The organism is Streptomyces sp. NPDC059909 (assembly GCF_042730885.1).
Classification (GTDB): Bacteria; Actinomycetota; Actinomycetes; order Streptomycetales; family Streptomycetaceae; genus Streptomyces.
Window position 1 is genome coordinate 55059 of record NZ_JBHWKX010000009.1, and the last position, 23853, is coordinate 78911.

The 23853-nt window shown below is 71.0% G+C and carries 25 protein-coding genes, 1 pseudogene and 1 riboswitch; of the genes and pseudogenes, 11 read left to right on the forward strand and 15 right to left on the reverse strand.

The window, feature by feature from the left end; genetic code table 11:
• Positions 1-41: 41 nt before the first annotated feature.
• The 3 genes from ACFV9O_RS09300 to ACFV9O_RS09310 all read left to right on the forward strand — a co-directional run bounded on the left by ACFV9O_RS09300 (position 42) and on the right by ACFV9O_RS09310 (position 2986).
• Positions 42-980, forward strand: coding sequence for a MurR/RpiR family transcriptional regulator (locus tag ACFV9O_RS09300; protein WP_385414459.1), 939 nt, complete (start codon positions 42-44; stop codon positions 978-980).
• Positions 981-1079: 99 nt separating this feature from the next.
• Positions 1080-2027, forward strand: a complete 948-nt coding sequence (murQ, locus tag ACFV9O_RS09305; RefSeq protein ID WP_385414462.1) for an N-acetylmuramic acid 6-phosphate etherase — start codon at positions 1080-1082, stop codon at positions 2025-2027.
• A gap of 305 nt (positions 2028-2332) precedes the next feature.
• Positions 2333-2986 carry a sortase gene (locus tag ACFV9O_RS09310; RefSeq protein WP_385414465.1) on the forward strand — a complete coding sequence of 218 codons (654 nt, stop codon included), beginning with the start codon at positions 2333-2335 and terminating at the stop codon, positions 2984-2986.
• 72 nt (positions 2987-3058) lie between these two features.
• On the opposite strand, the gene ACFV9O_RS09315 is transcribed toward ACFV9O_RS09310, so the two are convergent.
• From ACFV9O_RS09315 to ACFV9O_RS09340, 6 genes are all read right to left on the reverse strand, one after another.
• Positions 3059-3748, reverse strand: a complete 690-nt coding sequence (locus tag ACFV9O_RS09315; protein WP_385414467.1) for an ABC transporter ATP-binding protein — start codon at positions 3746-3748, stop codon at positions 3059-3061.
• Between the two features lie 61 nt (positions 3749-3809).
• Positions 3810-5276 (reverse strand): ABC transporter permease, encoded by a 1467-nt coding sequence (locus tag ACFV9O_RS09320; protein ID WP_385414470.1) that lies wholly within the window; start codon positions 5274-5276, stop codon positions 3810-3812.
• A gap of 34 nt (positions 5277-5310) precedes the next feature.
• Entirely contained in the window at positions 5311-6576 is a 1266-nt protein-coding gene (locus ACFV9O_RS09325) for an MFS transporter (protein ID WP_385414473.1), read from the reverse strand.
• Positions 6577-6630: 54 nt separating this feature from the next.
• On the reverse strand, positions 6631-7413 hold the full coding sequence (locus ACFV9O_RS09330) for a putative protein N(5)-glutamine methyltransferase (RefSeq protein WP_385414476.1): 783 nt from the start codon (positions 7411-7413) through the stop codon (positions 6631-6633).
• 133 nt (positions 7414-7546) lie between these two features.
• Positions 7547-7753 carry a hypothetical protein gene (locus ACFV9O_RS09335; RefSeq protein WP_385414683.1) on the reverse strand — a complete coding sequence of 69 codons (207 nt, stop codon included), beginning with the start codon at positions 7751-7753 and terminating at the stop codon, positions 7547-7549.
• Complete coding sequence (locus tag ACFV9O_RS09340) at positions 7750-7971, reverse strand: hypothetical protein (RefSeq protein WP_385414479.1); 222 nt, start codon at positions 7969-7971, stop codon at positions 7750-7752. Before ACFV9O_RS09340 ends, ACFV9O_RS09335 begins: the two co-directional genes overlap by 4 nt.
• A gap of 113 nt (positions 7972-8084) precedes the next feature.
• Between ACFV9O_RS09340 and ACFV9O_RS09345 the strand changes: the two genes are divergently transcribed.
• The 4 genes from ACFV9O_RS09345 (at position 8085) to ACFV9O_RS09360 (ending at position 11705) form a co-directional block, all read left to right on the forward strand.
• Positions 8085-8921, forward strand: a complete 837-nt coding sequence (locus tag ACFV9O_RS09345) for a Scr1 family TA system antitoxin-like transcriptional regulator (protein WP_385414666.1) — start codon at positions 8085-8087, stop codon at positions 8919-8921.
• Positions 8908-9177, forward strand: coding sequence for a DUF397 domain-containing protein (locus ACFV9O_RS09350; protein ID WP_385414482.1), 270 nt, complete (start codon positions 8908-8910; stop codon positions 9175-9177). The genes ACFV9O_RS09345 and ACFV9O_RS09350 overlap by 14 nt, the downstream gene beginning before the upstream one ends.
• Positions 9174-9908, forward strand: a complete 735-nt coding sequence (locus ACFV9O_RS09355) for a hypothetical protein (protein WP_385414484.1) — start codon at positions 9174-9176, stop codon at positions 9906-9908. Before ACFV9O_RS09350 ends, ACFV9O_RS09355 begins: the two co-directional genes overlap by 4 nt.
• Positions 9909-10172: 264 nt before the next feature.
• Complete coding sequence (locus ACFV9O_RS09360; RefSeq protein ID WP_385414487.1) at positions 10173-11705, forward strand: S8 family serine peptidase; 1533 nt, start codon at positions 10173-10175, stop codon at positions 11703-11705.
• A 399-nt stretch (positions 11706-12104) separates the two neighbouring features.
• Here ACFV9O_RS09360 and ACFV9O_RS09365 read toward each other — a convergent pair.
• Positions 12105-12242: pseudogene (locus ACFV9O_RS09365) on the reverse strand (TetR/AcrR family transcriptional regulator); the annotation flags it as partial.
• 140 nt (positions 12243-12382) lie between these two features.
• On the opposite strand from ACFV9O_RS09365, the gene ACFV9O_RS09370 reads away from it, so the two are divergent.
• The gene (locus tag ACFV9O_RS09370) at positions 12383-13222 is read left to right on the forward strand and encodes a class I SAM-dependent methyltransferase (RefSeq protein WP_385414489.1); all 840 of its coding nucleotides are present in this window, start codon (positions 12383-12385) and stop codon (positions 13220-13222) included.
• Here ACFV9O_RS09370 and ACFV9O_RS09375 read toward each other — a convergent pair.
• The 6 genes from ACFV9O_RS09375 to thrC form a co-directional block, all read right to left on the reverse strand.
• Positions 13212-13907 (reverse strand): DUF4232 domain-containing protein, encoded by a 696-nt coding sequence (locus ACFV9O_RS09375; protein ID WP_385414490.1) that lies wholly within the window; start codon positions 13905-13907, stop codon positions 13212-13214. The genes ACFV9O_RS09370 and ACFV9O_RS09375 overlap by 11 nt on opposite strands.
• Positions 13908-14081: 174 nt before the next feature.
• A complete protein-coding gene (locus tag ACFV9O_RS09380; protein WP_385414493.1) occupies positions 14082-14498 on the reverse strand; it encodes a hypothetical protein in 417 nt (138 codons plus the stop codon).
• 88 nt (positions 14499-14586) lie between these two features.
• Positions 14587-16215: a chaperonin GroEL gene (gene groL, locus ACFV9O_RS09385; RefSeq protein WP_385414496.1), complete on the reverse strand. Its 1629-nt coding sequence runs from the start codon at positions 16213-16215 to the stop codon at positions 14587-14589.
• A 405-nt stretch (positions 16216-16620) separates the two neighbouring features.
• On the reverse strand, positions 16621-16824 hold the full coding sequence (locus ACFV9O_RS09390; RefSeq protein WP_009339379.1) for a cold-shock protein: 204 nt from the start codon (positions 16822-16824) through the stop codon (positions 16621-16623).
• Positions 16825-17270: 446 nt separating this feature from the next.
• A complete protein-coding gene (locus ACFV9O_RS09395) occupies positions 17271-17546 on the reverse strand; it encodes a MoaD/ThiS family protein (RefSeq protein WP_018847107.1) in 276 nt (91 codons plus the stop codon).
• The gene (gene thrC, locus ACFV9O_RS09400) at positions 17543-18862 is read right to left on the reverse strand and encodes a threonine synthase (protein ID WP_385414499.1); all 1320 of its coding nucleotides are present in this window, start codon (positions 18860-18862) and stop codon (positions 17543-17545) included. The genes ACFV9O_RS09395 and thrC overlap by 4 nt, the downstream gene beginning before the upstream one ends.
• Positions 18856-19031: riboswitch (SAM riboswitch) on the reverse strand. Its footprint overlaps the gene before it by 7 nt.
• A gap of 119 nt (positions 19032-19150) precedes the next feature.
• Between thrC and ACFV9O_RS09405 the strand changes: the two genes are divergently transcribed.
• The 3 genes from ACFV9O_RS09405 to ACFV9O_RS09415 all read left to right on the forward strand — a co-directional run bounded on the left by ACFV9O_RS09405 (position 19151) and on the right by ACFV9O_RS09415 (position 22749).
• The gene (locus ACFV9O_RS09405) at positions 19151-20092 is read left to right on the forward strand and encodes a glucosyl-3-phosphoglycerate synthase (protein ID WP_385414501.1); all 942 of its coding nucleotides are present in this window, start codon (positions 19151-19153) and stop codon (positions 20090-20092) included.
• Between the two features lie 185 nt (positions 20093-20277).
• The gene (locus ACFV9O_RS09410; RefSeq protein ID WP_385414503.1) at positions 20278-21129 is read left to right on the forward strand and encodes a CARDB domain-containing protein; all 852 of its coding nucleotides are present in this window, start codon (positions 20278-20280) and stop codon (positions 21127-21129) included.
• A gap of 108 nt (positions 21130-21237) precedes the next feature.
• Positions 21238-22749, forward strand: a complete 1512-nt coding sequence (locus ACFV9O_RS09415; protein ID WP_385414506.1) for a trehalose-6-phosphate synthase — start codon at positions 21238-21240, stop codon at positions 22747-22749.
• Here ACFV9O_RS09415 and otsB read toward each other — a convergent pair.
• Both otsB and ACFV9O_RS09425 read right to left on the reverse strand, forming a co-directional pair.
• A complete protein-coding gene (gene otsB / locus ACFV9O_RS09420) occupies positions 22687-23538 on the reverse strand; it encodes a trehalose-phosphatase (protein ID WP_385414508.1) in 852 nt (283 codons plus the stop codon). The two genes, ACFV9O_RS09415 and otsB, sit on opposite strands and share 63 nt — an antisense overlap.
• Before the next feature lie 9 nt (positions 23539-23547).
• The gene (locus tag ACFV9O_RS09425) at positions 23548-23784 is read right to left on the reverse strand and encodes a DUF3263 domain-containing protein (RefSeq protein ID WP_385414511.1); all 237 of its coding nucleotides are present in this window, start codon (positions 23782-23784) and stop codon (positions 23548-23550) included.
• Positions 23785-23853 lie beyond the last annotated feature (69 nt).

Genomic DNA, 23853 nt, shown 5'->3' on the forward strand with positions numbered 1-23853 from the left:
AGGGGGTTGACGGCAATAGGTCCCGAAAATATCTTTCAATGGTGACCAATGAGGTGAAGGAAATTTTCATAGGCACGCAGGCCGGTCCAGCGGGCGAGGCGCCGCCCGCGCCCGCCGCCCTCGCGGCGAAGGTGCGCACGCTCGCACCGTCCATGACCCGCTCCATGCAGCGGGTCGCCGAGGCCGTCGCCGCCGACCCGGCCGGCTGCGCCGCCCTCACGGTCACCGGTCTCGCCGAGCTCACCGGCACCAGCGAGGCCACCGTGGTCCGCACCGCCCGTCTCCTGGGCTACCCCGGCTACCGCGATCTGCGCCTCGCGCTCGCGGGCCTGGCGGCCCAGCAGCAGTCGGGCCGCGCCCCGGCCGTCACCGCGGACATCGCGGTGGACGACCCGATAGCGGACGTCGTCGCCAAGCTCGCGTACGACGAGCAGCAGACGCTCGCGGACACCGCCGCCAATCTCGACACCGTACAGCTGTCCGCCGCGGTCGGCGCGCTGGCCGCCGCGCGGCGCATCGACATCTACGGCGTGGGCGCATCGGGTCTGGTCGGCCAGGACCTCGCCCAGAAGCTCCTCCGCATCGGCCTGATCGCGCAGGCCCACAGCGACCCGCACCTCGCCGTCACCAACGCCGTGCAGCTGCGCTCCGGCGACGTGGCGATAGCGATCACCCACTCCGGCTCGACCGGCGACATCATCGAGCCGCTGCGCGTCGCCTTCGACCACGGCGCGACGACCGTGGCGATCACCGGCCGCCCGGACGGGCCGGTCTCCCAGTACGCGGACCACGTCCTCACCACCTCCACCGCCCGCGAGAGCGAGCTGCGCCCGGCGGCGATGTCGTCCCGTACGAGCCAGCTCCTCGTCGTCGACTGCCTGTTCATCGGCGTCGCGCAGCGTACGTACGAGACGGCGGCGCCCGCCCTGGCCGCGTCGTACGAGGCGCTCGCGCACCGCCACAGCCCCCGTGGCCGCTGACCGCCGACCGCTGTCCGCCGCCGACCGCCGTACCCCCTCCCCGCAGACCCACAGAGCCGCAGATCCGCAGCACGAGCCACCGAAAGAGCCGCTCTTCCCATGACCTCGACGCAAGACGCGCAGGACCACTCCGAGGACCATTCCGAGCTCCGAGCCCAGCTGGCGACCCTCACCACCGAGGCGTTCCGCCCCGAGCTCGCCGACATCGACCGGCTGCCCACGCTCGACATCGCCAGGATCATGAACGGCGAGGACCGGTCCGTCCCCGGCGCCGTCGCCACACAGCTCCCCGTCATCGCCGCCGCGATCGACGCGACCGCGGAGCGCATGGCCCGCGGCGGCCGTCTGATCTACGCGGGCGCGGGCACGGCCGGCCGCCTCGGGGTGCTCGACGCCAGCGAGTGCCCGCCCACCTTCAACACCGGACCTGACCAGGTCATCGGCCTGATCGCGGGCGGCCCCTCGGCGATGGTGACGTCCGCCGAGGGCGCGGAGGACTCCGAGGAGCTCGCGGCACAGGACCTGGACGGCCTCGGGCTCACCGCCGACGACACCGTCGTGGGCATCTCCGCCTCCGGCCGCACTCCGTACGCGATCGGCGCGGTCGAGCACGCCCGTGCCCTCGGCGCGCTGACCATCGGCCTGTCCTGCAACCCGGACAGCGCGCTCGCGGCGGCCGCCGAGCACGGCATCGAGGTCGTCGTCGGGCCCGAACTCCTCACCGGATCCACCCGGTTGAAGGCGGGCACGGCGCAGAAGCTCGTCCTCAACATGATCTCGACCATCACGATGATCCGTCTCGGCAAGACGTACGGAAACCTCATGGTCGACGTCCGCGCGTCGAACGAGAAGCTGCGCGCCCGCTCGCGCCGGATCGTGTCGCTCGCCACGGGCGCGTCGGACACCGAGATCGAGTCGGCCCTCACGGCGGCCGACGGCGAGGTCAAGACGGCGATCCTCATGCTCCTCGCCACCCTCGACGCACCGACGGCCGCGGCCCGTCTCGAACAGACCAACGGCCACCTCCGCGAGGCACTCCGCGCGTAGGGGAACCCGGGGGTGGCGCGGGGCGCGCCGCAGGCGCCCCCGCCCTCAGCCCCACCCTCCACCGCATACCCCTCCCCCGTTCGCCGTCTTTTCTGACGATTCGTCTGATGTGACCAACGCCCGTCCCACCCACGCCACCGACCTGCACAAACAGCCGACCCCATCCCACCCCCACTCCCCACCCGGGCGACAAATCCGACGAACCATCAGGTTGCGGATCTGACGGACTGTCGGTTCCCTCGAAAACGGAGCACAGCACTCGCACCGCGCAGACAGGCCGGACGCTGCTCCGTTGGAGGATTCTCATGCGCAAGACACGCGTTGGTGTAGGCGCCGCTCTCGCCCTCGGTGCCCTTGGACTCTCGGTCCCGATCGCCTTCGGCGCCGTCGCCGCCGACGACTCGGAGATCCGTATCGACCCGGGGAGCGGCTCCCCGGGCTCCACCGTCACCGTCACCGTGACGGGCTGCGGAGATGACGTGACCTACGGCAAGGGCCAGTCGGAGTTGGCCGGGATGTTCCACCTCTTCGAGGGTGACGAGGAGGGGGAGCTCACCGGCGAGTTCGAGATCCCGGTGGAGGCCGAGGCCGACGAGGACACCGTCACCGCCAAGTGCCCGCCGGCGACCATGGTCACGGACACCTACCGGATCGGCGACGGCGACACCGACAGGGCCAAGGCCGCGGACAAGGACGACGACGAGGACGAGGGCGAGAAGAAGGGCACGTACAAGGACGAGGACAAGGACGACGAGAACAGGGACAAGGGCAACGGCGGGTCCCAGGACAAGGACGAGGACGACGACAGCGACCATCCCAACGGTTCGGTCGACGCCGGCGGGGGCGGCATGGCGGACCAGGGCACGCAGCTCAACATGGGCAGCAGCGTGCTGGTCGCCGGTGCCGCCGCCGCATGGCTGGTGAGGTTGCGCCGCCACTCGAGCGACGCCCTCTCCTGACGCGACTGCCGTGCACGGGCCCCCTGGTCGGGGACCCGTGCACGGCAGAAGTCCGCTCCCACCGGGCAAGGGCTACGCCGCCCCCGCCGCCCGCTCCTTGATCGTCACCCGCCCCTTCCTGATCGTCGCCACCCGCGGCGCCCGCGCCGCCAGCGCCGAGTCATGAGTGACCATCACGAACGTGAGGCCGTTCTCCTCCCACAGGCCCTCCAGCAGCTCCATGATCTCGTCGCGCATCGACTCGTCCAGATTTCCGGTCGGCTCGTCCGCGAGCAGCACCGCCGGCCGCTTCACCAGCGCCCGCGCGATCGCGACCCGCTGCTGCTGCCCGCCGGACAGTTCGCCCGGCAGATGGCCCCGGCGCTCCCCGAGACCCACCGAGTCCAGCGCCTCACCCGCCCGCTCGCGCCGCTCCGCGGCTTTCAGGCCGAGCGGTACGAGGGCGGTCTCGACGTTCTCCTGGGCGGTGAGCGTCGGCACGAGGTTGAAGCTCTGGAAGACGAAGCCGATCTTCTCGGCCCGTACGCGCGTGAGCCGCGCCTCCGGCAGGGTCGCGAGGTCGACCCCGTCCAGGACGACGGACCCATCCGTGGGGCGGTCCAGGCCTCCGAGCATCTGCAGCAGCGTGGACTTGCCGCCGCCGGTGGGGCCCTGGATCACCAGCCGCCCGCCGTCCTCGATGGTCAGGTCGACCCCGTCCAGGGCCTGGATGGTGTCCTTGCCGCGCCGATAGCGCTTGGTCACGCCGGTGAGCTCGTACATCGTGATTCAACTCCTGCTGTACGTACGTAGGTGCGTAGGTGGATTCGGGCCACGGGCCCGGCTACTCGACGCGCCGCAGCGCGTCCGCAGGCCGCAGCCGCGACGCCCGCCACCCGCCGAACCCGCCCGCGATCAGCCCGCCCGTCACCGCGAGGGCCACGGCGAGGCCGATGGTGGTGAGGGAGACGGGCGCGGTGAGCGCGATGTCGAGGGCCTCGGACGCGCTCTGGGCGGGCCCGCCGGGACCGCCGCCGCCCATCACGGCCCTCGGGCCACCGTCGGCGCCACCGGCCCCGCCCGCCAACTGCGCGGTGAGCGTCGGGCTGAACGCCGTGATCGCCCACGCGCCCGCCAGCCCGATCCCGATCCCGAGCGCCCCGCCGATCAGCCCGTTGACGAGCGCCTCGCCCGCCACCTGCCCGGTCACCCGGCGGCTCTTCCACCCCAGCGCCTTCAGCGTGCCGAACTCCCGCACCCGCCGGCTCACCGCCGACGACGTCAGCAGCCCGGCCACCAGGAACGCCGCCACCAGCACCACGATCGACAGCCACTTGCCGACGCCCGACGCGAGGTCGGAGGCCGTGGACAGCGACCCGGAGACGGTGTCCGCGAGATCGGCGGAGGTCGTGACCGTCGTGCCGGAGATGTTCTTCTGGATGGTCGCCTTGACGCTGTCGATCTGCTGCGAGTCGGTCGCCTTCACGTAGACGGTCGTCACCTTGTCCTTGGCCTCGGCCAGCGTCTGCGCCTGCGCGAGCGGCAGATAGACGTTCGCCGCCGCGTCCCCGCTGTCCGCCGTGGCGAGCCCGATGATGGTGAACTTCGTCCCGGAGATGGTCAGCGCCTTGCCGACCGACAGCTTCTGCTCCTTCGCGTACGCGCTGTCGACGACGGCCACCTCGGCCGAGGTCTCACTCGCCTTGAACGTACGCCCGGACGTGACCTTCGACGAGGTCAGCGGCCCGAGCCCCTGGTGGGCGACGTCCGTCCCGTACACGGAGTAGGAGTTGACGTCGAAGTCGGCCCCGCCGCCCTGCACCTCACCGCGCACCTCACCGCCGGCCGGGCCGCCCGGCTTCCCCTCCTGCCCGGGCTCCTGCTCGAACTCCCCTCGCTTGAACTTCCCGTTGACCTTCATGACCCGCACGTTCAGCCCGCCGACGGCGTCCGCGACCCCGTCCTGCTTGCCGACCTGCGCGACCGTCGACGCGGCCAGCGTCTCGAAGCCCTGGACCATGACGATGTCCTGGCTCTGCTCGGCGTCGTCGTCCCCGTCCTTCGCGTCGAACTGGAACCTCGGCCGCCGCACGGTGTCGCCCTCCCCGGGCGGCGCGGCGGCCTTGGTGACGGTCATGTCGGTGCCGAGCCCGTACAGGGACTCCAGCACTTTGCCCTGCGCTTGAGTCATCCCGGCCGAGACCGAGTTGACGACGATGACCAGGGCGATTCCGAGTGCAAGCCCCGAGGCGACGACGAGCGCCGCCTTCCTGCGGCGGCGCAGCTCGCGCCTGAGGTAGGTGAAGAACATGGCGCGAAAGCTAGGTGCGCGCCGTGAGGGTGGGTTAAGGCCGGGATGAGAGCCGCATGAGTGTTGCGGCGTGCTCCGTACGCCGGTTGCGCTCCGCCCACCGCACCGCAGGACCGAGCCCGTACGACGCGGCGGCGAAGAGGCCGCCCAGGAGCAGCCAGCCCGGTACGCCCCAAGTGACCAGCAGGGCGGTGAGCAGCAGCGGTCCGGCCGTGCGGGCCACCGTCACGCCCGTGCCGAAGAAGCCCTGGTACTCGCCGGTCCTGCCGTCCGGGGCGAGGTCGAAGCTGATCTGCCAGGAGCCGGCGGAGTGCAGCATCTCGCCGGCCACGTACAGGACCGCGCCCGCGACGAGTACGGCGACCGCCGCCCACACCGGCACCCCGGCGACGCCCGAGACCGCGGTGACCGCGCACGAGACGAGCATGATCACGCCGGACCGGCGCACGGCACCCACCGCCGTCCCCAGCGAGGTGACGCCACGGGCCGCGCGCACCTGGAAGGCGGCCACGGCAAGGGTGTTGAGCACGAACAGCGCCGACACCAGCCAGGCGGGCGCCTGCGTCCGCTCGCTGATCCACAGCGGGATCCCGAGGCTGAGCAGCGGCATCCGCAGCAGCAGCACGGCGTTGAGCAGAGTGATCAGCGTGTACGGGCGGTCGCGCAGGACGCCGAGGGCCGGGCCGCCGCTGCCCTGCGCCGTGGGCTCCGCGGCCACCGGCTCGACGGCGGGCAGCCGCCGCAGCACCAGCGCGCAGACCAGGAAGCTCACCGCGTCCAGCGCGAAGACCGTCAGATACCCGGCCCTGCTTCCGGAGTAGAGCGCGAGCCCGCCCATCCCGGCGCCGATCGCCAGACCCGCGTTGAGGGTCGACTGGAGATGGGCGAGTACGCCGGTCCGCTCCTCCTTCGCGACGAGCCCCGCGAGCAGCGCCTGCCGCGCCGCCGCGAGCCCGGACTGCGCGGCGGCGTACAGGCACGCGGCGGCGAGGAACGGCCAGAAGGACCGTACGACCAGGAACGACCCCACGGCCGCGCTCGTCGCCAGCGCCAGCAGCACTGCGGTCCCCCGCGGCCCCCGCCGGTCGGCCAGCCGCCCCAGCGGCACGCCCACGACCGACCCGACCGCCCAGGCGAGGGTGAGCCCGAGGCCGACCCTCGCCGGGGCGAGCCCGACGACGTGGGTGAAGAAGAGTGCGGAGGTGACGTAGAAGGCGCCGTCGCCCAGGGAGTTGACGAGCTGGGCGAGAGCGAGGACGCGAGGCGGACCGGCAGGCGGCAGGACGCGAATCGTCGGCATGACCGTGACCCTACGGCCCGGATGGCCCGCCCCCCAGGGCCAATTCGGACCCCGTCAACTGGGCAACTTGGACCCGATGACGACCGTGGCGTACAGCTCGTCGGACGCGGCGACGCGCGGCGTCAGCCCACTGCGGGCGACCGCCTCGACCGCGACCGCCGCCTGCCGCTCGCTCGTCTCGAACAGCAGGATCCCGCCGGGCGCGAGCCACTTCCCCGCCTCGCCGGTGACCCGCCGCAGCACGTCCAGCCCGTCCGCGCCGCCGTCGAGCGCGACGATCGGCTCGTGCACCCGCGCCTCGGCCGGCAGCAGCCCGACCTCCTCGGTCGGTACGTACGGGACGTTCGCGGCGAGGATGTCGACACGCCCCCGAAGGACGTCGGGCAACGCGGCGAAGAGGTCACCCTCGTGCACCTGCCCGCCCTCGGGCACGTTCCGCCGCGCACACCGCACCGCGGCGGGCTCGATGTCGGCGGCGTACAGCTCCACACCCGGCAGCGAAGCCGCGAGCGCGGCCCCCACCGCCCCCGACCCGCAGCACAGATCGACGACGACGCCCGCACCGGGCCGGGCGGCGACGGCCTGACGGACGAGGAACTCGGTACGCCGCCGGGGCACGAACACCCCCGGGTCGACCGCGATCCGCAGCCCGCAGAACTCGGCCCAGCCGAGGACGTGTTCCAGGGGATGCCCGTCGACCCGCCGCTCCACCATGGCGGCGAGCTCGGCGGGCGTACGGGCGGTGGAGACGAGGAGAGCCGCCTCGTCCTCGGCGAAGACACAGCCTGCGGAGCGAAGGCGACTGACGACTGCGGAAAGATCGGAAGAAGGGAGCAACGGGAGCCTTTCGGAATTCCGAACGGGGCTCCCTCAGGCACCTACGACGACGCGGAGGAGAGCACCCGGCCTGCAACAGCGGTAATGGGTCTCACCTCCTCGGTCCGATCCTGGCACTGCTGGAGCCGACACCTTACCCCGGCAGCCGCCGCTCCCGGTTGCGCTCCCGCACCCGCGCCCGCAGCGCCTCCCCCGGCGGCGCCGGCCGCAGCGCCTCGGGCGGACAGTCCCACTCCCGCCCACCGCCCGGCGGCCGCAGCTGGACGTACGGGCCCTCGCGCCCCATGACCCGGCCGATCCGCCCGTCGCGCGCGTCGATCGCGTAGTCGCCGACCTTCACCGCTTGCGCCCCTCGTGCAGGACGGCCGCGAGCCGCAGTGCCGTGTCCAGGTTGCAGCAGCCCAGATCGACGAGCGGGTACGGCGCCTCGCTCGCGAGGGACACGACGTCCACGCGGAGGGACGGCAGGGTCACCCCCGACCCGACGAGCTCACCCCGCAGTTGGGCCACCACCTCTTCCGCGGCCCGTAGCCGCTCCGCCGATCGCACCACCGCCATGACCAGGCACCTCCACGCTGAGTATTCGCTTTCCGCACACAGCGTGGCCGCGCGCGGCTACCGTGAACAAGGACAGCGGCCCAACAACCCCACATGTGCGACATGGAGTTGACATGCCTGGAGCGAAGGATCTGGATCCCTCCACGTCTCCCCGGGCCCTGCTCGGCGCCGAGCTGCGCCATGCCCGCGAGGAGGCCGGTCTCAGTCAGCGCGAGCTGGGCGAGCCGCTGTTCGTGAGCGCCTCGTTCATCGGGCAGCTGGAGGCGGGTACGAGGCGGATGCAGCCGGACATCGCGCGCAGGATCGACGACATACTCGGCACGAAGGGCTTCTTCGAGCGCAACTGCAAGGCCGCCAACAAGTCCAAGTACCCGGACCACTTCGCCGAAGCGGCGGAGGCGGAAGCTGTCGCGACGGCGATCAGGGAGTACGCGCCGCTGCTGGTTCCAGGGCTGTTGCAGACGGAGGCATATGCGCGGGCGGTGTTCCGGGCGTATCAGCCGACGGCGGTGGACGAGGTCATCGACGATCTCGTCGAGGCGAGGCTGGAGCGGGCGCGGCTGCTCGACGATCCAACAAAGCCGTTGTTGTGGACGGTTCTGGACGAGGCGGTGTTACGGCGGAGGGTCGGCAGCGCGGCGGTGATGGCGGAGAGCCTGCGTCACGTCGCGGCGCTCGGCCGCCGCCACAGGATCATCGTGCAGGTGCTGCCGTTCGACGCGGGCGCGCACGCCGCGCTGGAAGGCGCCCTCAAGCTGATGTCCTTCGAGGACGCACCCCCGCTCGCGTACTTCCAGGGCCCTGGAGCAGGGCGGTTGGAGGATGACCCGGCCACCGTTGCCCGTCACGAACTGACCTACGATTTGGTCCGGGCCAGCGCATCGTCACCGGAAGCCTCCCTGGCCTTGATCGAATCAGTGGCGGAGGATTACGCGCATGGAGATCAGTAGCCCTGAGTACGACCTGCGCACCGCGACCTGGCACAAGTCCAGCTACAGCGGTGGCGACGGCGGCGACTGCCTGGAGGTCGGCACGTGGCGCAAGTCGACGTACAGCGGCGGCAGCGGCGGCGACTGCCTCGAAGTCGCCGATCACCACCCCGGCCTCGTCCCCGTCCGTGACTCCAAGAACCCCGACGGCCCGAAGCTCGAGTTCCGGGCCGCCGCCTGGTCCGCCTTCATCGGCGGCATCAAGCAGGGCCGTTGAGCGGCGAGCGCGGACGGGGAGGCAGACGCCTCGTCGCCGTCCTGGCCCTGCTCGCGACGAGCGCGGTGGGCTGCGTGACGGAGGCGTCGACGCCGACGGGCAAGCCGACGTCGACGCCCAAGCCGAGCTCCGCACCTACGGAGAAGCCGGCACCGAATCCCGGAGGTGCCAGAGCGACGGTCCCGATGCCGGTCAAGGACCTGGACCTACTGGCTCAGTTGCACAAGAAGTTGCAGGTCGCCTCGCCACTCAACCCCATGCTGCCTCGCCGTGAACAACTCGTGGTCCTGAACCGCACGTCGCGAGACGACGCGGACATGGGCTGGGTCGGCGACGACGGCCGCTGGTGCCTCGCGACGCTCCGGAAGGGCCTGGCCGGGGCCAGGTGCGGGCCGCTGTCCCCAGGCACCGCGAACAGCGCCACGGTGATCGGTCCGATGCTCGACTTCCCCGATGCCGAATCCCCTGGGGAGCAGCCGAAGAGTGCGCTCGCCGGCGTCGTGATGGTGGGGCCGCACGCTCCGTTCGCCTTCGTCGACTCCACGGTGAAGACCCCGCTGCGTCAGGCCACTGCGGTATTGGAGTCCGGGACGATCGTGACCTTCCTCGCATACGACCCTCCGAAGAACACCCCCTGGCCGGGACCGCAGATCTGCGACTCGTCCCGGACGGCCTGCTTCCACGCCATGGACTTCCGGGGAACAGAGCCCCGCACGGTGAACGCAAGTTGAGCTCCGGAGCGGCTCCACCCCGCCGCCCACGACCCACCCCACCTCGCCGCGTACCCGGCCCTTGAGCCTCGGGCTTCGATCCACCAGCCGTGGTACCGATGTGTGACCCCGGGGGCACACCTGCCGTGGTTGAAAGGGCGTGAGAGCTCCGCTTTCCGTGGGCCATTGATCGCAGGCGTGATCGACGCTAGGTTGCCACGTCATCTGCCCCCGCCCGTGTCCACACACATCGGGCGGATTCCTTTGCTGATGTGGAGAACCCTCATGGCTCATCTCCGTTCCAGACGCCTGCGCGCTTCCCTCGCGGTACCGGTCGGGCTGGCGCTGACCGCGTCGCTCGGTTTCCTGCCGGGCACTGCCTTCGCGCAGACCGCAGTGCAGGACACCTCCGCCACGACGGCTGCGGACGGCCCGAAGCTGTCCTACGTGGTCAACACGAAGCCGAACCAGGGCACTATCAAGGCCGTGGAGAAGGCGATAGCCAAGGCCGGCGGGACCGTCGTCGTCACCCACGAGAAGATCGGCGTGATCGTCGTCCACTCGACGAACCCCGGCTTCGCCGAGCAGATACGCACGGTCGAGGGTGTGCAGAGTGCCGGTGCCACGCGGACCGCGGCACTCGCCCCCGCGGGCACCACCGAGATCGGTGCCCCGGAGTACGTGGACAGCGCTGCGGGCCGAACGGCCGCGACCGCCGACGGTGTCGAGCCGCTCGAGGCCGACCAGTGGGACCTGCGCGCGATCGGTGCGGACAAGGCCGCCAAGATCAACCCGGGCAGCAAGGACGTCACCGTCGCGGTGATCGACACCGGTGTCGACGACACCCACCCCGACCTCGCCGCCAACTTCTCCAAGAGCCAGTCCGCGAACTGCGTGGGCGGCGTCGCAGACACCAGCGAGGGGGCCTGGCGCCCCTACACCAGCGACGACTACCACGGCACCCACGTCGCGGGTGAGATCGCCGCCGCACGCAACGGCATCGGCATCGCCGGCGTGGCCCCGGGCGTCAAGGTGGCCTCGATCAAGGTGAGCGACCCGACCACCAGTCTCTTCTTCCCGGAGAGCGTGGTCTGCGCGTTCGTCTTCGCCGCCGACCACGGCGTCGAGATCACCAACAACAGCTACTACATCGACCCGTGGCTCTACAACTGCCTTGACGACCCGGACCAGAAGGCCATCGTCGACGCGGTCAACCGGGCCTCGCTGTACGCGCAGGGCAAGGGCACCCTGCACGTCGCCTCCGCGGGCAACTCCAACCACGACCTCGACGCCGACTCGATCGTCGACGACTCCAGCCCGGACGACACCACCCCGGTCGAGCGGACCATCGACCCGCACGAGTGCTTCGACATCCCGACCCAGCTGCCGGGCGTCGTCACCGTCTCCGCGACCGGCGTGCGGAACCTCAAGTCGTACTACTCCAGCTACGGCTTCGGCGTCGTCGACGTCGCCGGCCCGGGCGGCGACAAGTACCAGATCCCCGACACACCGTCGAAGAACGGCCGGATCCTCGCCACCATGCCCAACAACGGCTACGCCTTCCTGCAGGGCACCTCGATGGCCAGCCCGCACGTGGCCGGCGTCGCCGCGCTCCTCAAGAGCACCCACCCGTGGGCCGGCCCGCAGGTCCTGCAGGCGCTGCTGAAGGCACAGGCCGACAACCCGGGCTGCCCGACCGGACTGTACGACCCGGACGGCAACGGAATCCAGGACTCCACCTGCGTGGGTTCCCAGCGCGTGAACGGCTTCTACGGCCACGGCATCGTCAACGCACTCGACGCCGTCACCAGGCACTGACACCCCTACTCCCCTGAGGCCTGCCTGCAGCGCACCTGCAGGCGGGCCTCAGGGCCCCATGGAGGGGCGTGCGTCAGGGCCTCGCCACCGAGACAGCTCAGGGACTACGTCCGCTGAGGCAGCCTGGTCGCCGGCTGCTCACCGCCCACCGCCACCGCCACCGCCCACCGCCGCCGCCGCCGCGAGGACGACCAGGGCCGGGCCCATCGCGGAGGTGAAGGCGGCGCCGGTCCAGCGGGGGCCGTCGCCCGGGGACATCAGCATCGTCGCGGCGGCGACGCCCACCGCAGGGACGATGGTCAGGGCGGTCCCGTCGAGGGCGACGATCACGGCGCCGGTGGTGCTGCCGGCGAGGGTGAGGCGCTGCACCCGCCCCTGGTTCATCGGGCCTCCGCGCACGCCGAGGTGGGCGTCGAGCGCGGCCCGCAGCAGCGGCTCGACGTCGTCGGCCCCCATCACGAGCGGGAGGCTGCCCCACCCCCACAGCTGGGCGATGCCGCGCAGGTTGGCCCACAGCGCGCCCGCGACGACGCGCGGCGGCTGATGCATGGACACTGTCCACCTCAGCTACGCAGACAGTGTCTACGTGCTCTGAACGGTCGCCCGCGGTCGCCCCGGGCGCCGACCCGTCGCATGGTGGCCTACAAGGCGGCGACCGACGCAGGAGGACCGGCGACATGGCACAGGCCACGGACCACGGCCAGGGCACGAGCGATGGCAAGAGCAAGAGCGAGGGCAAGAGCAGCGCCACCAACCGCGCCGCCCTCGCCCACAAACTCCGCTACGCCCTGCGGCACCCGGACCGCATCCCGCAGCACGTGCGCCGGCTCGGCCGCAACCTGAGGCTGATGTGGTCCACGGACGACCACGCGTCCTTCTACCGGGCCGTGATGAAGGCGGACAGCGCGATCAGTCCGGACTCCGCCGTCGGGAGCAGGACCCATCACCGCTGGCTCGCCATGGGACAGCTCCAGTACGACTACCTCCGCCGGCACGGGCTGCGGGCCGACGACCGACTGCTGGAGATCGGCTGCGGCAATCTGCGCGCGGGCTGGCGCCTCATCGACTACCTCGACGTCGGCCACTACTACGGGATCGACATCTCCCCCGAGATCCTGATCGCCGCACAGGAGACGGTCGCGCGCCGACAGTTGCAGGACAAGCTTCCGCACCTGAGCGTGGTCCGTGACCTGCGCCTGGCCGCTCTGCCCTCCGGGTACTTCACCGTGGTGCACGCGCACAGCGTGTTCTCCCACTCGCCGATCGAGGTCATCGACGAGTGCCTGGCCCATGTGGGACGGGTCCTCGCCCCACACGGCTTCTTCGACTTCACCTTCAACCGCACCGCGGGCAAGGAACACCACGTACTGCGCGAGGACTTCTACTACCGCACCGAAACGCTCATCGATGTCGCGAGCAGCCACGGGCTGGCCGCCCGCCTGATGGACGACTGGGAGCAGGGTCCGCACAGCCAGCCCAAGATCCGGGTCACGCACCGCGAGCCGCCTACAGGCTGAGGGCGTCCTCAGCGTTGTTCACCCACGCGGTCACCGACGGGTCGGGGGCCACGTACATGCCGGGGGTCGACGCCTTGAGCGGCACCTGCTCCAGGTCGGAGTGCGTGTTCATGGTCATGGCGATCGAGTTGACGGTCCGGCCCGTGCCGTCGTTCACGCCGCCCATGAGCCCGGCGTACGCAGACTGGCCCGGCTTGAGCAGGATGTCGGTGCCGGGGTGCGTCCCCGTGCGCTCGGTCGCCGCGCCGTCCAGGTCGCCGAAGGTCACGACGGGGTAGTCCATCGCCTTGCACGGCTTGCCGCTCTTGTTGGTGATCTTCAGCAGGTAGCTGCTCGTCGTGCGCTCGGCGAGGGTCGCGGTGAACTTCACGTCGTACGTGCTGCACGGAAAGACCGCGTAGTCGGGGTCGGGCGCCGAAGAGTCATCGGTGCCGCCGGACGAGCCCTTGCCGGGCGTGCCCTTGGGGGTGGCCGGCTTCGACGGGCTCGCGGGCTTGGACGGGCTCGCGGGCTTGGACGGGCTCGCGGGCTTGGACGGGCTCGCGCTCGCGGGCGGCGCTTCGGCCCCGGCGCCGGTCTGGTCGGACCGGTGCCCCTCGGGCCCACAGGCCGTCAGAGCGAGTGCGGACACGGCGGCGAGCACGACGGCGCCTCTGCGGACGCCACGGCGGATGTGCTTGGTCATCTGAAGTTCCCCCGAGTGAGAAGCGCGAGAGCGCTGGACTGGACCCAGCGTCTCGCCCGAGCTTCACGAATTGGTGACCGAGCCTTCCCGAATCCACCACGGAAATCCGGAATGCCGCATCGCGGGAACCGTCGCCGCGGCACCGAGAAGCTCACGGGCTGCGCCGCCGAACGCCTACGCCGCCGTGGCCTGCAGGCAGCGGCTCCGCGCCCGCCTCCAGCACCGCTTCCGCCTCCTCCGGCACCACGTCTCCTCGATGAACCTGACGGCCCGGCGCAGACCGTCGCCCGTCTGGTACGGGAAGTCCGTGCCGAGCATCAGCCGCTCCGTGCCGTACGACTCGGCCGCGGCACGCAGCGCGGGTTCGTGGCCGTGGGCGACGGTGTCGTAGAACATGCGGCGTGCCGCGACCGTCGGCAACTCGGTGATGTCCGGGGCCTCCCACGGGACGTGCGCGTCGGCGCGCGGCAGCAGCGTCGGCAGCGCGGCGAATGCGGAGAAGCGCGCGGGCTGGGCGCGTACGACTTCCGCGTAGTGGTCGTTGGCGAGGCGCGCGGCGGTGACGGCCTGTGTCTCGTCGGGAACCCCCACCGGCCACGGGAACGCCCGAGGGCGGCACCCCCCTGGGAGTAGGGGTGCCGCCCTCGGTACTCAGGACAGTTGATCAACCAGAGGTCGATCAGAAGTCCATGTCACCGCCCGGCATGCCGCCCGGAGCGGCCGCGGCGGCCTTCTCCGGCTTGTCGGCGATGACGGCCTCGGTGGTGAGGAACAGCGCGGCGATGGAGGCCGCGTTCTGCAGGGCCGAGCGGGTGACCTTCGCCGGGTCGATGATGCCCTCGGCGATGAGGTCGACGTACTCGTTGGTCGCGGCGTTGAGGCCGTGACCGGTCGGCAGGTTGCGGACCTTCTCCGCCACGACGCCGCCCTCGAGGCCGGCGTTGATCGCGATCTGCTTCAGCGGGGCCTCCAGGGCCAGCTTCACGATCGCGGCACCCGTGGCCTCGTCGCCCGTCAGGTCGAGCTCGAGCTTCTCGAAGACCGTGGAAGCCTGGATGAGAGCCACGCCACCACCGGCGACGATGCCCTCCTCGACGGCCGCCTTCGCGTTGCGGACGGCGTCCTCGATGCGGTGCTTGCGCTCCTTGAGCTCGACCTCGGTCGCGGCACCGGCCTTGATGACGGCCACGCCGCCGGCCAGCTTCGCCAGGCGCTCCTGGAGCTTCTCGCGGTCGTAGTCCGAGTCGGAGTTCTCGATCTCGGCACGGATCTGGTTGACGCGACCGGCAACCTGGTCGCTGTCACCGGCACCGTCGACGATCGTGGTCTCGTCCTTGGTGATGACGACCTTGCGGGCGCGGCCCAGCAGGTCCAGGCCCGCGTTCTCGAGCTTGAGGCCGACCTCCTCGGAGATGACCGTGCCACCGGTGAGGATGGCGATGTCACCGAGCATGGCCTTGCGGCGGTCGCCGAAGCCCGGGGCCTTGACGGCGACGGACTTGAAGGTGCCGCGGATCTTGTTGACGACCAGGGTCGACAGGGCCTCGCCCTCGACGTCCTCGGCGATGATCAGCAGCGGCTTGCCCGACTGCATGACCTTCTCCAGCAGCGGGAGCAGGTCCTTCACCGAAGAGACCTTGGAGTTGACGATCAGGATGTACGGGTCGTCCAGGGACGACTCCATACGCTCCATGTCGGTGGCGAAGTACGCCGAGATGTAGCCCTTGTCGAAGCGCATACCCTCGGTGAGCTCCAGCTCCAGACCGAAGGTCTGGGACTCCTCGACGGTGATGACGCCTTCCTTGCCGACCTTGTCCATCGCCTCGGCGATGAGCTCGCCGATCTGGGTGTCGGCGGCGGAGATGGAGGCCGTGGAAGCGATCTGCTCCTTGGTCTCGACATCCTTGGCCTGCTCGAGCAGGGCGCCGGAGACGGCCTCGACGGCCTTCTCGATGCCGCGCTTCAGAGCCATGGGGTTGGCGCCGGCCGCCACGTTGCGCAGGCCCTCGCGGACGAGTGCCTGGGCGAGAACGGTCGCGGTGGTCGTACCGTCACCGGCGACGTCGTCCGTCTTCTTGGCGACTTCCTTGACCAGCTCGGCGCCGATCTTCTCGTACGGGTCCTCGAGCTCGATCTCCTTGGCGATGGAAACACCATCGTTGGTGATCGTGGGGGCGCCCCACTTCTTCTCGAGGACGACGTTCCGGCCCTTGGGGCCAAGGGTGACCTTGACGGCGTCGGCGAGCTGGTTCATCCCGCGCTCGAGACCGCGCCGTGCCTCCTCGTCGAACGCGATGATCTTGGCCATGTGAAGTGGTCCTCCCGGACTGGGGTGGATTTCTCCGGACCGCGTTGGCGCCCGCGACGGACGGCCTGCATGCCTTGTGGTTCCTTGCCCCACCCGGCCTGCGGGCCTCACCGACCCGGTCCTTCGTTGTCACTCTCACTCGGAGAGTGCTAACGCCAATGATTAGCACTCGGGCAGAGAGAGTGCAAGGCGCGCCCGCGAAGCGGGCCCGTTGGGGGGTGGTGGTCGGGTGACGGGAGGGCGCAACCCGCCCCCAGAAGCGTCTGCGAGGGGTGGCGGCCGCTGTTCGAGGCCCGGCCGTTCGGGGGCGGCGGTCGGCCGCACCCGGTGACGGGCACGACAGAGGGCCCGTACCCCAGTCCCAGGTACGGGCCCTCCGCTACGTCGCTGCAGTCGGTCGGCGCTTCAGCCGGCCAAACGGACCATGTCCGCCTGCGGCCCCTTCTGACCCTGCGAGATCTCGAACTCGACCCGCTGGCCCTCCTCCAGGGTGCGGTAACCGTCCATCTGGATCGCGCTGTAGTGGACGAAAACATCCGCACCACCGTCGACCGCGATGAAGCCGTACCCCTTCTCCGCGTTGAACCACTTGACGGTGCCCTGAGCCATGCCTAACTCCCCTATTACTGGCCCTTGCACAGGACCGCACTTCGCGGACCCGGGTCAGACCTCACCCACGAAGAGGCGTGGATGTGCGCCGGAACGCGTCGACCGCGGCTGAATGTATCTGTCCAACTGCCGTCTGCAACAGGTCAATCGGACGAGAATTCTGGGCACGACCGAACGGATAATTCATGGAATTCCGAGCATTCCCGGGCAAGTCGGGCCGGACAAAGCGCACTTAGTGCGCAACAAGCTCGAACACTTTGGCTGCTTCTTGTCGCGCGCGGACGCATTCTCATATGCATCTGGCACAAGCAGCGGAGGGGACTTCCCCAACTCTACCGCGCTCAACCATGCAGAATTGCCCCCTCCGCTTAGCTTGCGGAGGGGGCAATTCTGTTGACTCTGTGTGGTGGCCGAGGGCCGATCGCCGACGGGCCGGCGGCCTGCGGTCAGCCTCCGGCGACGGCCGGAATGATCGAGACACCCGCGCCGTCCGGCGTCGCCGTCTCCAGGCCCTGCTCGAAGCGCACGTCGTCGTCGTTGACGTACACGTTCACGAAGCGGCGCAGCTTGCCCTGGTCGTCCAGGACACGGGCCGCGATGCCCGTGTGGTTCTTCTCCAGGTCCGCGATGACCTCGGCGAGGGTCGCGCCCTCCGCCGGGACCTCGGCCTGGCCGCCCGTGTACGTACGGAGGATGGTGGGGATGCGGACGTTGACACTCATGCGAGGCCAGCCTCTCGGAAAGAGTCCAGGTTGGGGCTAATGACTGCGGACATGCCCGTCGTGGGGGCCACCGCGTCCAGGGTCTTCAGGCCGTCACCCGTATTGACGACCACCGTCGTGAGGGACGGGTCGATGACGCCGGCCTCGATCAGTTTCTTCGCCACGCCGAGGGTCGTCCCGCCCGCGGTCTCGGTGAAGATGCCCTCGGTGCGGGCCAGCAGCTTGATCGCGTCCACGATCTGCTCGTCGGTCACGTCCTCGACGGCACCGCCGGTGCGGCGGCAGATGTCCAGCACGTACGGGCCGTCGGCCGGGTTGCCGATCGCCAGCGACTTGGCGATGGTGTCCGGCTTCTGCGGCCGTACGACGTCGTGGCCGGCCTTGAAGGCCACGGACACCGGGGAGCAGCCCTCCGCCTGGGCGCCGAAGATCTTGTAGGGCTTGTCCTCCACGAGGCCGAGCTTGATGAGCTCCTGCAGACCCTTGTCGATCTTCGTGAGCTGGGAGCCGGAGGCGATGGGGATGACGATCTGGTCGGGCAGCTGCCAGCCGAGCTGCTCGCAGATCTCGTACGCGAGCGTCTTCGAGCCCTCGCCGTAGTACGGCCGCAGGTTGACGTTGACGAAGCCCCAGCCCTCGCCCAGCGGGTCGCCGATGAGCTCGGAGCAGAAGCGGTTGACGTCGTCGTAGTTGCCCTCGATGCCGACGAGCTCGCCGCCGTAGACCGCGGCCATGACGACCTTGCCCTGCTCCAGGTCGTGCGGGATGAACACGCAGGAGCGGAAGCCCGCGCGGGCGGCCGCGGCACCGACCGCGCCCGCGAGGTTGCCGGTGGAGGAGCAGGAGAGCGTGGTGAAGCCGAAGGCGCGAGCGGCCTCCAGGGCCTGGGCGACGACGCGGTCCTTGAAGGAGTGCGTCGGGTTGCCGGAGTCGTCCTTGACGAAGAGCTTGCCCGGCTCCACGCCCAGCTCGCGGGCGAGGTTGTCGGCCTGGACGAGCTTGGTCCAGCCCGGGTTCAGGTTCGGCTTGCTCGCCACGTCGGCGGGGACGGGGAGGAGCGGCGCGTAGCGCCAGATGTTGGCGGGGCCGTTCTCGATCTGCTTGCGCAGGGCTGCGGCCTCATCGGGGCTGCCGCTCGGCAGGTCGTACGCGACTTCGAGCGGACCGAAACACAGTTCGCAGGCGAAGATCGGACCGAGCGCGAACCGCTCGCCGCATTCGCGGCACGAAAGGCCGGAGGCCGGGCCCAGATCGACGGTGTCGGTGGTGGGTGCAACTGTCTCTACAGCCATGGAGGCGAGGCCCTTTCTCCTCATCTTCCTCATGGCGCATCTCGCCATGAGACGGATTTGGCACCTTCCCTAGCCGGGAGCCTCGCGCGCGATGATCGCGACACAGTGTCGATATGCGGCATCCGCCGCGTGGCCGGCTGGAGGGTTGCCGGGGCTTCAACGGGCCGTTTCCCTCTGCCCCTCTGGATGAGCGGTATGTGATTGTCGGCGTGACGACGACCCCGGCATGCGAGGGTCGTCCGCGTTGTTCAAGACTGTAACCGAACCCCCGGACGTCTGAGATGGTCGTCCGATCCGCGAGATGGAGATCAGGTGCTGGAAGAGGTGGAGCGCTGGCTGGCCCGGCGGTCCTGGTCCGTGGCAGACCGCCCGCTCGACCAGCTCGTCGCCGCGAAGCGGGGAACCACGATCAGTGTGGTGCTCCCTGCGCTGAACGAGGAGGCGACCGTCGGCGAGATCGTCTCCGTGATCCGCCGTGAGCTGATGACGGACGCGGTGCCGCTCGTGGACGAGCTCGTGGTCGTCGACTCGGGCTCCACGGACCGTACGTCCGAGGTGGCGGCCGCGGCGGGTGCGCGGGTCGTGCACCGGGACGCGATACTCCCGCGGATACCGGCCGTGCCCGGCAAGGGCGAGGTGCTGTGGCGGTCGCTGCTGGTGACGACCGGCGACATCGTCTGTTTCGTGGACGCGGACCTGAAGGAGTTCTCGGCGGACTTCGTGTCCGGGATCGTCGGCCCGCTGCTGACCGAGCCGGACGTGCAGTTCGTGAAGGCGATGTACGACCGTCCGCTCGGCACGGCCGCGGGGCAGGGCGGCCGGGTGACGGAGCTGGTGGCGCGGCCGCTGCTGAATCTGCACTGGCCGCAGCTGGCGGGCTTCGTCCAGCCGCTGGGCGGCGAGTACGCGGCCCGGCGCTCCCTGCTGGAGCGGCTGCCGTTCCCCGTCGGATACGGGGTGGAGCTCGGCCTCCTCGTCGACGCGCTGCACACGGTCGGGCTCGACGCGCTGGCCCAGGTGGACGTGGGCGTACGGCTGCACCGGCACCAGGACGGCCAGGCGCTGGGCCGGATGGCGGCGGCGATCTACCGCACGGCCCAACTGCGGTTGTCCCGGGGGCACTTGGTGCGACCGGCACTGACGCAGTTCGAGCGGCGCGAGGAGGGGTTCGTGCCGCGGACGCATGCGGTGGACACGGAGGAGCGGCCGCCGATGCTCGAGATCGCGGAGTACGCGAGGCGCCGGGCGGCGTAGGGGCCGCTGCGCGGGCCCCGCGGCACCGCCCGCCTTAAGCCCGTCCGGCGATTGAGGACGGGCACGCCGCCACCGCGCGGTACGGGCACACCCCGCGGGCCTGGAGGCCTGCCCTGCCCCCAGGCGGCGTAACGCGGCGCGGCGCAGAGTGTCGATCGTGGGTCTATTGCCTAGATTTCGGACTTATGGGCTATACGAGACTCATGGGCGCTCGGCGCCGGAATTCCAGACCGCCCCGCCTCCTCGGGGCGCTGACGGTCCTCGCCACCGCCATCGCCACGGTCTCCGCCGCCGCGCCGGCGTTCGCCCTGTCGGCCCCGGGGCCCGATCTGGAGATCACCAAGACCGCGTCGACGGCATCGGTCGAGCCCGGGGACACGGTGACGTACACCGTCACGGTGAAGAACGTCGGCACCGTCGACCTGCCGGGCGTCCGGTTCACCGACGACCTGACCGACAACCTCGACGACGCCGTGTACGACGGCGACGCCGTGGCCTCGGCCGGGAAGGTCAGCTACGCGGAGCCCGAGCTCTCGTACGTCGGCGACATCCGGGCCGGGCAGTCGGCGACCGTGACGTACTCGGTCACCGTCGGCGCGGCGGGCACCGGGGACGGGTCGCTGCGCAACAGCGTGGTGGCGGAGTCGACGCGGTCCAACTGCGCGGCGGACAGCCACGACGAGAAGTGCATGGTGACGCCGGTCGTCGTCGTCCAGGCGGTGCCCGAGGAACCGTCGTCCCCGATGGAACCGCGCGACGAGGCCGCCGACGACTCCGGCGGCAACTCGAGCGGCGGCACGGGCGACGAGGGCACGGAGGAAGAGGCCGCGGAGGAGGGCGTCGCGAAGCCACAGGCCCCCGGTGCCGCCGGGCACGGCCCGGCCGCCGGTACCGGCACCCACGGCAGCCTGCCCCAGTTGGCCGCGACCGGTATCACCGGCGAGCGGCTGTGGCTGCTCGGCGGTGTCGCCGTCGCACTCGCCGCCGCCGGGGCGGTCGCGCTCGCCGCGACCCGCGACCGGCGCCGCAACCACTGAGCGGGCGGGTGGTCCGGGTGAGCAATCCGGGTGACCGTGCGGCCGGACTCCACCGACGGAGCCCTGCCGCACGTTTGAGCGGATACGGGACGGGCTAGGTTTCGCGACATGGTCTCCGAGCACGCTGCATCCGAGCGCGCGGCGCACGTACTCGTCGCCTCCAACCGCGGTCCGGTCACGTACGCCTTCCGCGAGGACGGCACGCTGGACGCCAGACGCGGCGGCGGCGGGCTGGTCTCCGGGCTGTCCGCGATCGGCCCAGGCGCGGGCGCCCTGTGGGTGTGCTCCGCGCTCGGCGACGGCGACCGGGAGGCGGTGCGGCGCGGTGTCGGCGAGCCGGGCGTACGGATGCTCGACATCGACCCGGCCGTCCACGCGGACGCGTACAACGGCATCGCGAACTCGGTGCTGTGGTTCGTCAACCACATGCTGTACCAGACCCCGCTGGAGCCGGTCTTCGACGCGGAGTTCCGGCGGCAGTGGATCGCCTACCGCACGTACAACCGGGCCTTCGCGGAGGTGCTGGCGGCGGAGGCGGCGCCCGGCGCGGTCGTGCTGATCCAGGACTACCACCTGGCACTCGCGCCGGGGATGCTCCGCGAGTACCGCCCCGATGTGCGGATCGGGCACTTCTCTCACACGCCGTGGGCACCGCCGGAGTACTTCCGGATGCTGCCCGACGACATCGCGGAGGAGCTGCTCCTCGGGATGCTGGGCGCGGACCGGCTGGGGTTCCTGACCTCGCGGTGGGCGCAGACGTTCATGCGCACCTGCCCGTCGGTGCTGGGGCCGTACGACGTCGTGCCGGCCTGGCCGAAGGACGAGGCGCCCAGCATCACGGTCCGCGGGCCGGGGCCTGCCCGCGGCAGGACGTGGATCGGGGTGCACGGGCTCGGGGCGGACGCCGAGTTCCTGCGGAGGCGCGCGCACGAGACGGACGTCGCCGAGCGGATGGTGGCGCTGCGCGAGCAGGTCGGCCCCGGTCGGAGGACGATCGTGCGGGTCGACAGGACCGAGCTGTCCAAGAACATCGTGCGCGGACTGCTGGCGTACCGGGCGCTGCTCGACGAGCACCCCGAGTGGCGCGAGCGGGTCGTGCACCTGGCCTTCGCCTACCCCTCGCGGCAGGACCTCCCCGTCTACCGCGACTACACGGCGGAGGTCTCGCGGCTGGCCGAGGAGATCAACGCGCAGTACGGGACGCCCGGCTGGACGCCCGTCGTCCTGCACGTCAAGGACGACTTCGCACGGTCGCTGGCCGCGTACCGGATGGCGGACGTGGCGCTGGTCAACCCGATCCGGGACGGCATGAACCTCGTCGCCAAGGAGATCCCGGTCGTCTCGGACGCGGGCTGCGTGCTGGTGCTGTCGCGGGAGGCGGGGGCGTACGAGGAGCTCCACGAGGAGGCCATCGGGGTCAACCCGTACGACGTCACCGGCACGGCCGCCGCGCTCCACCAGGCGCTGACCATGCCGGACGGCGAGCGGGCCGAGCGCAGCAAGCGGCTGGCCGCGGCGGCGATGGCGCTGCCGCCGCAGCAGTGGTTCCTGGACCAGCTACACGCGCTTCAGGCGCTTGGCGAGGGCGGCCAGGAATTCGACGACCTCGGCCGGGCCTGACAGCAGGACGTCGGCGCGCTCGGCGAGTTCGGGGACCTCGGTCCCGCTGCACAGGAGCAGTCCGGGCACCCCGTCGGAGCGGAGCTTCTCGACGGTGGCGCAGGCGGCGAGATCGCCGAGGTCGTCGCCCGCGTACAGGACGGCGCCCGCCTGCTGGTCCCGTACGAACTCGGAGAGCGCGATGCCCTTGTCGATGCCCGGCGGGCGCACCTCCAGGACGAGCCGGCCCGGCTCGACGATCAGGCCGTGCCGTGCGGCCAGCTCGGCGATGGGCTCGCGCAGCGCCTCGAAGGCGGCCTGCGGGTCCTCGGCGCGGCGTGTGTGGACGGCGACCGCGCGCCCCTTCTCCTCGATCCAGGTGCCCTGCCAGGCGCCGATGGCGTCGAGGAACCCGGGCAGCTCGGCCCGTACGGCCGCGACGCCGGGGTGCGGGGCCAGGGCGTGCACCGTGCCGCTGACCGCGTCCCAGCGCTCGGCGCCGTAGTGCCCCAGCACGACGAGGTGCTCCAGACCCGGAACGCCGGCGAATCCGCCGTACCGCACGGCGACCCCGGCCGGGCGGCCCGTCACGACCGCGACGGACGCCACCTGCGGCGCGAGCTCGGCCAGCGCGGGGACGGCGCCGGGGTGTGCGCGGGCCTGCTCGGGGTCGGGCACGATCTCGGCGAGCGTCCCGTCGAAATCGAGCGCGACCACGGTCTCCTGCGGCCTCTCGAGGATCGCGGCGAGCCCTTCACGCCCGGCGGACGTGACCGGCTCCGGCAGTGCATGGTCCAAATGGCTGCCCATGCTCCGACCCTATCGGCGCTCGCGCCGGGCGTCGCGCACTCGCCGAAGCCGGTTGACGGTCACGGGGTCGTGCGCCAGCGCACGGGGGTCGTCCAGGAGCGCGTTCAGCACCTGGTAGTACCGCGTCGGCGACATGCCCAGCCGCTCCCGGATCACCCGCTCCTTGGCCCCGGGCCCTGCCCAGTCGGCGCGTTCCACCCCGAGCACGGCCCGATCCCGCTCGGACAGCTCCTCACCATCGGTCATATGAGCAACATAATGCGCCCAGCCGTCACGCATCCGGCGCTCCTCCGGGGGAAGCCCTGACGAGCTACG